Annotated in this window: 7 protein-coding genes; 1 reads left to right on the top strand and 6 read right to left on the bottom strand. The window is 43.5% G+C overall.

The window, feature by feature from the left end:
• Positions 1-362 precede the first annotated feature (362 nt).
• The 6 genes from VIP81_RS29180 to VIP81_RS29155 form a co-directional block, all read right to left on the bottom strand.
• The gene (locus VIP81_RS29180) at positions 363-1,964 is read right to left on the bottom strand and encodes a DUF6377 domain-containing protein (RefSeq protein ID WP_331970018.1); all 1,602 of its coding nucleotides are present in this window, start codon (positions 1,962-1,964) and stop codon (positions 363-365) included.
• A gap of 127 nt (positions 1,965-2,091) precedes the next feature.
• Positions 2,092-2,532: a copper resistance protein NlpE gene (locus VIP81_RS29175; protein ID WP_331970014.1), complete on the bottom strand. Its 441-nt coding sequence runs from the start codon at positions 2,530-2,532 to the stop codon at positions 2,092-2,094.
• A gap of 45 nt (positions 2,533-2,577) precedes the next feature.
• On the bottom strand, positions 2,578-3,726 hold the full coding sequence (locus VIP81_RS29170) for an esterase-like activity of phytase family protein (RefSeq protein ID WP_331970011.1): 1,149 nt from the start codon (positions 3,724-3,726) through the stop codon (positions 2,578-2,580).
• A gap of 92 nt (positions 3,727-3,818) precedes the next feature.
• Positions 3,819-4,655 (bottom strand): ferritin-like domain-containing protein, encoded by an 837-nt coding sequence (locus VIP81_RS29165; RefSeq protein WP_331970008.1) that lies wholly within the window; start codon positions 4,653-4,655, stop codon positions 3,819-3,821.
• 30 nt (positions 4,656-4,685) lie between these two features.
• On the bottom strand, positions 4,686-5,402 hold the full coding sequence (locus tag VIP81_RS29160; protein ID WP_331970005.1) for a ferritin-like domain-containing protein: 717 nt from the start codon (positions 5,400-5,402) through the stop codon (positions 4,686-4,688).
• 255 nt (positions 5,403-5,657) lie between these two features.
• Entirely contained in the window at positions 5,658-5,810 is a 153-nt protein-coding gene (locus tag VIP81_RS29155) for a lmo0937 family membrane protein (RefSeq protein ID WP_331970002.1), read from the bottom strand.
• A gap of 258 nt (positions 5,811-6,068) precedes the next feature.
• Between VIP81_RS29155 and VIP81_RS29150 the strand changes: the two genes are divergently transcribed.
• Positions 6,069-6,524 (top strand): PA2169 family four-helix-bundle protein, encoded by a 456-nt coding sequence (locus VIP81_RS29150; RefSeq protein WP_331969999.1) that lies wholly within the window; start codon positions 6,069-6,071, stop codon positions 6,522-6,524.
• Positions 6,525-6,827 lie beyond the last annotated feature (303 nt).

Raw genomic sequence — 6,827 nt, 5'->3', positions numbered from 1 at the left:
TCGATGCTGTTACGTGGATTAAATGTTTTTCATTATTTAGTGAACGGAAATAAGGCGTTGCTTGCGGAGTAGTCTCGGCAGTTTGACAACGTGGATTAAATTTTTTGGAAACGACCGGTGTCGTTTGTCTTCTTTAAATGGTTTTAATTACAATGTTTAGATTTAGAATTTTGGTTTTCTTTTTCTACTGATGAACCAAAGTAAAAGCACTATCAGCAGGTCAACAACTATTACAGTTAAAATATAGAAAATAAAGGCGAAATAAGCAATACCCAACAAATAGTATAATTGATAATCAATACGTTACTATTATATATAAAATAATTATATATTAACGGAATGAAAGCATATAATGGTCTTTTTTACAAGGCTTTAATGCTCATTACGTGGTTTTCAAACTCTTCGCTGGGAATTAAAGAACGCTTTTTGATTTTGGTTTTATAGGCGTAAATGGTATTTACTGAATACTCCAGGATACGGGCAATCTTTTCATTATCATTGATACCGATCCGGATCAGGGCAAAGATCCGGATATCGGTATTTAGTAATTCATTCTCCTTTAATACTATCCGGTTGTCTTTATCAAAGAAGGTATTAAACTCCTCAACAAAATGAGGGAATATTTTGAGGAACACCCGGTCAAAATTGGTGAAGAGTTCTTCCCGCTCCTGCCGGATATTGATATTGTTGACGAGAAACCTCAGCTCATTGGGCTTATTATCGGCCAGTTTTTGTTCCAGGCTTTGTTTCAGCTTTTCTATTTTTCCGATGTAGGTGGCGTTGATATTAAAGCAATAGCCTACATACTCCTCTTTTATTTTATTGGCCTCCAGCAGCTGGTTATTAATTTCCTGTTGTTTCAGGTGCGCTGCAGTAATAATGCGCTGGGCCGTTTTCAGTTTCTGCACCTGCCGGAATACGGTAATGGCCAATACTACCAGGGCTACCAGCAACAGCGTAACAATGGCGGCATAGATCAACAGCGACTTAGTTCTTTCTTCCGCGGTATTAATCCTTTCGTGTTCAATAATCGGGAGAATGCTGCTCACCATTACCTTTCGTTGCCGGGCGCCATAAAATACGGCTTCCCCAATGGCTCTTTCAATACAATGAGATGCATTTTTGATATCCCCCCTTTCAAACAACAGGGTGGCCAAACTGTAGCTGGCCATGGTTTCTTTGGTAGAGGACCGGATATCTGCAATGGCTGAGCGGGTCATGAGGGCAATAGCAGTATCGGTATTGTGCACTGCCTCATAGATAGCGCCCAGCGTACAGGCAGATATGGCCAGTTGCCGGTCGCTGATACCGGGCGCATCGAGGTTAGGATAAATGGCCAGGGCGCCGGGAGTGTCCCCCATTTTAAAAAGCTGTAACCCTTTATTGTATTTATATTCAAAGGAATTGACTGGTATCAGCTGCAGGGCGGAATCAATATAGGCGCTAGCCTGTTTAATATAGTTCGGCGTGTAATATTTGTCCTGGTTATAGTCTGCCAGATCAAAGTAAAGCCGGCTTTTCATCAGGTAAAACTCAATCTTTATACTATCGGGTGCGCCGGTGGCATCAATAGTATTTACAAAGGCGGCTGTTTCGGTAAACATACCGGACGACAGCAACACGTAGCCAATCTTTACTTTCGAAGCTGTCATCAGCACCGGGTCATGTAGTTGTTCGGCCAGTTGTTCCAGCTGTTGGGCGTACACAAAAGCGGAATCAAAATTAAAAACCTTATAGGCGTTATATAACTGTAGGTAGACGTGATACTTAGCGGTGGGATTATTGGCTACGGCCGGTAAGCGACGCTTTATGCTATCAATACCCCTTATTTTAATGGAATCGTAAACGGCTGATTTTTCCATGGCCTTATTTAGCTCCCGGAGTAAACTGTCGGTAGGAGTTTTGCCATAGAGATGGGTCGCAAAGAGTAAAAATAAAATCAGAAAGCCCGGAATTCGATTCATAGCATGCTTGAAATGATAAAATGTTCGCGCGTCAACGCTAAATTTAAGCGACTTTTTTGATATAATATAAGGCCCCGGTTTATTTTAAGCCAGCGCTCATTTATCATTCAATTTTGCTGCAAAAATGCTATAAAACCTTTTTTAGGGTATAATTTTGATTACTTTCTATGGATTTCATATCTACATCCAGCATCTTCAACTCATTTTCGTCTATCTGCTGAAAGCAGCGCTGCAAATTTCTGTCTTTATCCGGATTGAGGCGAAGCACCGATGCTCCGGGGTCGGAAGGGGTGCCATGCACGATGGCATAGTTACCCTCACTGGAAAAGGTTTGATTTTTTCCCTGATAGGTTTCTTTTAATGTGAAGCGCTCATCTGGTGGTCGGTGAAGCGACAGCTCCGTTACAATACCTTCACAGTCTGCACAAGGTAAGGTACCGGAATAAGTAACCCAGGTGGCGGTATCAGCAGCATTAATGGCAGAACTATCCACAGCACTGGCGTTAGTACCGGCATGCTGACAGGCAGCAGCGGCTACGCATACTAATAGTAGTGGCAAGCATTTCATAAAAGCAGGTTTTCCGTTCATAACAACCATCGCAGGGTATTGTTCTTACGGCATAATTTCGAACACAAAAAACTGGCTTTCCTCGGTGGCCGCAAAGTTATCATCTGCCACAAAAACCAGACTTTGGTGCCCATTGGGCAAAACCGGGCCAAAGGTCACGCCTTCAATATTGTCTATGTATTTTCCCAGACTTACGAAATCCAGCAGCAGTTTTTTGGTGGCTGGCTTAAACCGGGTGCTGGTCTGCAGGGAATTAACGGCACTGATATCAGTGGCTGCACTTACATCTGTTACAAAAACTTTGATGGTACAATCTTTTACACCGGTAGAAAAAGAACGTTCTATGGTCAGCATTTTATGATCATCCAGCACCATGATGTCGGAGATCCCATTTACTTTAAAGGCATTGGCCGGACTGGCTGGAAATGCCACGGGCTCCAGTTTATAGGCATATTGCGCCACCGGCTGACGGGTATTGTTATCATATTTCAGGAGCCGGGTCCAGGCAGTGGTATCGCGCACATCTGCCCGTGGACCATCTTCATAGCGGGGTTCTTCCAGGCTCACATACATATACCGATAGCCGGGGGTAAATCCCAATCCTTCAAACACGCCGTTTTTCCGGGGGCCATTGTCGGTGGCCTGCATCCGGAACTGTGAGGGTAATGCAAAGGAATCAATATACTGACCGGTGGTAGTGATTTCATACACCCCTGGATTGGTAAGGATGGTATCTTTTTCGTTGACGATCCGCTCCCCTTCACTGCTCCATACCAGGCAATTTTTTTTAGCATTATATCTCAATGCTTCCGGATCGGGGGTGAGGGCTGCATTAGTTTTACTATCGGGATAGGCGTTGCCGTTAGCCTGCAACAAAGTGGTGACGGCGGTAAACCTAACGCTGTCAAATGATTTGTCGGAGAAATAGAGCTTTGCCGTATAAAAGCGTGCAGGATTTAATGCAGAGCGGTCGTCGCAAATGAGATAATAATTTCCGGTGGTGGCATCGTAATCTATTCCGGACAATCCTCCGGTAACGGTACCATTGAAAGGAAGGTGATGCGGAACAATATATTGACCGATGAATTTCAGTTGTCCGAAACCATTGGCAGCAATAGCAGTTTTACGGGAGGTACTGCAGCTGCAGATGAACAACAGCATGGGTATGCTCAGAAAAAGCAGGTATTTTTTCATGGCAGCAAGTTAGGAAATACCGCGCATACCACGCAAGTAAGGCCGGCCCGAAAGAGCCAGCCTTTTCTCCATCTGACCAACTTATAGCGTACTTAAGCTTTTATAAATAATTGGGCGATGGCGAGTACATCTGCCATGGCCAAAGGTTCGTCAAATGATTCAGATGCTCTGTCTGCACCAATGTTGCCTAATGCGGAAATGTTCACACCGGCCTGTGTGGTCACTTCCTCACCGGCGTAGGTGGCATTTACAGCCGTAGTAGCAATGCCGCTCTGATTAAGTGTGATCCATGGTTTGAGTGCGGTAGTAGCACCAAACTGTCCGATGGCACGGCGCATAGAACGTATATGTGCAGCATGACGGGCTTCTACAGAGTGAATACTCAATGCCGCAGTTAATACGGTGGCATTACTCTGGATATTGCCGGCTTGTCCTTTGTAAGCGCGGACACCAGTATCTTCAAATGCCTGCGCAATGGCCAGGAACACGTTGTAATCACTGAAAACAGTCGGGAATGCACCACCGGCAGTGAAGTCGAAGGTAGGACTGTCAAGAGATGTACCCAGACTACTCAATACACCTTTTAAAAAGATGACGTGTGCATTTTCATGTTTCTGTATAGTTTGAATAGCTCCCTGCGCAGCTGGTGCTGTAATAAGTCCTACTGTGTTAACGCCTTTGGTATAAAAGGCTGCTTCCAGGTATTCCAGTGTGAGTGCATATTTCAGCACATCTACTACCGAAGCCGTAGTGGAGGTTTGCGCATAAGCCTTGTTGAACATACTGCCGAGTGCAAATGGAATGGCAGCCAGTGCAATTTTACCACTGATGTTTGTAAATTGCTTCATGGCATTGCGACGGGTATCCAGCCTGTCGTATACTTCAGGATCGATTTTTTCGATTTCCTTGAAAATATTTTGAAGATCCATATGATCAGAGTTTTTAACAGGTGAAATATCTTATTTCGGTAAAGTAGTCGTATCAATCTTTGTTTTAATGTAGGTGCCAGCGATGGCGAACACCTGTGCGGGTGTTCTTACCATATCCAAACCATTGGCATCAATCACATCTGTATCAGCAAATGATCCCGGTGAAATGAGGTCGCGGATATAAGCAGCATGGCGTGCTTCTACAGATACTATTTTTCCTGCCAAGCCAAGATAAACCAGTCCTGTTGCGGTTTTTGAAATGTATTGCGCGGCGCCGTTATAAGCGGAAACACCCAGATCCTCAAATGCTTTTGCGGTACCCAGTACACTATCTCTTTTGGAAAAATCGATTGAACTGAAATTTACATCGAGTCCGGCGATAGCGCTGGTGCTTAATGCGGCTTTGAAAAATTCACGGTGACCAATTTCGTGATCCCTGATATTCTGAAAGAAATCCAGTTCAGTGGAGGTCATACCGGCGTAAGGTGAATTCACAACTTGTGTGTAAAAGGCTGCCTCCAGCTGTTCCAGTGCATAAGCATAGTTTAATACAGCTACATCGCCGCTACCCAAGCTCACACCGTTATTGGCGGGTGGGTTATTATCGTCTTTATTACAGCTGGAAGCAATAGATACTGCGGTAACCAGGGCTGAGCCCATACCGAGGTATTTGAGAAAGTTCCGGCGCTGCATATTGGGCATAACTTCCTTACCCTCGTCCCGGGAGGGGTTCTTCATAATGTGCATAATGTAAAATTTTATGTGATGATACAATACATGATCACAATGCTCTGTCCTTGAACAGTAGCGGGTTTCATCAGTGCCGGCAGGTACGCTCGCGCAGACACCTGATCGTCATATACGGGGTCTTGTGAAAAGCGGTTTTAAAAAAGAGAAAATAAATGCAGCGAAGTAAAACACAGGTATCAGAAAAGAAAAATTCCTTGTTTAATATGTGTTATACAACATACTAAACAAGGAATAAGAAGATGCGGCGTAATTCTATAAAGCCCTTCCCCTGATTATATTTACAAGGATCGCAATAATAGCCAACACAAGCAAGCCATGTATTAATGATCCGGCAGAATAAACAAAGAAACCAAGTATCCATCCTATAATGAGAATTACGGCGATTAAATAAAGAAGACTGTTCATGTTTTAAGGATTTGATTCATCTTCCTTACTCAAAAATTTATGCCAATAAGGTAATTGCTTTGTTTACAGCTACCTCTGCATTGCAGACACCGCTGTGTTGTGGAAGCTTCTCCACCAACCGGGAAGAAAAAGGACGGGAAGTAACGGACACACCTCTCTGGAAATACTTTATGATAAAGGGTTTAGTAAAATGGATACATTTTTGAAAATGAAAAGATAGATAACAGCATGTGTTTTTTTAACCATAAATTTTTTGATATGCTACAAGACGAAAAATTGGTGACCCTGCTAAGTGACCTTGTAAAAATTAATAATGACCGGATAGAAGGGTACAAAAGTGCAAAGGCTGCCAGCAATGATGCAGATGTAAAAGCATTGTTTCAACATATGATCAATGACAGTGTAAAATATGTAGCAGAATTGAATCAGCAGCTGCAGGCGCAAGGGGCAGATGCCGAAACAGATACTACTATCAGTGGTAAACTATATCGTACCTGGATGTCTGTCAAAACCACATTCACGGGAACAGACAGATACTCTCTCTTCTCGTCCTGTGAATATGGGGAAGATGCCGTACAGCGCGCCTATGCAGACGCGTTAGGGAGTGATGTTTCCATGCCTTATAGTGTACGTGAACTTATTGCCGGTCAACAGGCTAATCTAAAGGAAGCACACGATACCATTAAGAGTTATAGAGATGTAGTGAGCCAGTAGGCATTTTGTGCATTCGGTTTGGGTCTGTTCTTTTTGTTCAAACCACCAGATCAGGTGGTTGTTCAGGATCGCCATATTACTTTTAAGTAATGAAATTCCAATCATACTTATATTAATAAGTAATATGGCAACTACGGGATTTTCGGTACAGGGCTGCTTCAACGGTTGAAGCAGCCCTTTTTTATGGCTCGATACACCTGCTATTTTTGGTCTGTTCAGTGACAAAAGGTACTCCCGAAAATGAGTGACTGTTCAGCCGGCCGGCGGCTGTTCATTTTGTTCAGTTTGATTTTGCCCTTTTTT

This window comes from Chitinophaga sp. (assembly GCF_036566945.1).
Taxonomy (GTDB): domain Bacteria; phylum Bacteroidota; class Bacteroidia; order Chitinophagales; family Chitinophagaceae; genus Chitinophaga.
This window is presented reverse-complemented; position numbering and strand designations above follow the sequence as displayed.

What these genes read in the sequence shown, in the direction of transcription:
- VIP81_RS29180 (WP_331970018.1), bottom strand. Translation starts at nt 1,964, where the DNA reads ATGAATCGAATTCCGGGCTTTCTGATTTTATTTTTACTCTTTGCGACC.
- VIP81_RS29175 (WP_331970014.1), bottom strand. Translation starts at nt 2,532, where the DNA reads ATGAAATGCTTGCCACTACTATTAGTATGCGTAGCCGCTGCTGCCTGT.
- VIP81_RS29170 (WP_331970011.1), bottom strand. Translation starts at nt 3,726, where the DNA reads ATGAAAAAATACCTGCTTTTTCTGAGCATACCCATGCTGTTGTTCATC.
- VIP81_RS29165 (WP_331970008.1), bottom strand. Translation starts at nt 4,655, where the DNA reads ATGGATCTTCAAAATATTTTCAAGGAAATCGAAAAAATCGATCCTGAA.
- VIP81_RS29160 (WP_331970005.1), bottom strand. Translation starts at nt 5,402, where the DNA reads ATGCACATTATGAAGAACCCCTCCCGGGACGAGGGTAAGGAAGTTATG.
- VIP81_RS29155 (WP_331970002.1), bottom strand. Translation starts at nt 5,810, where the DNA reads ATGAACAGTCTTCTTTATTTAATCGCCGTAATTCTCATTATAGGATGG.
- VIP81_RS29150 (WP_331969999.1), top strand. Translation starts at nt 6,069, where the DNA reads ATGCTACAAGACGAAAAATTGGTGACCCTGCTAAGTGACCTTGTAAAA.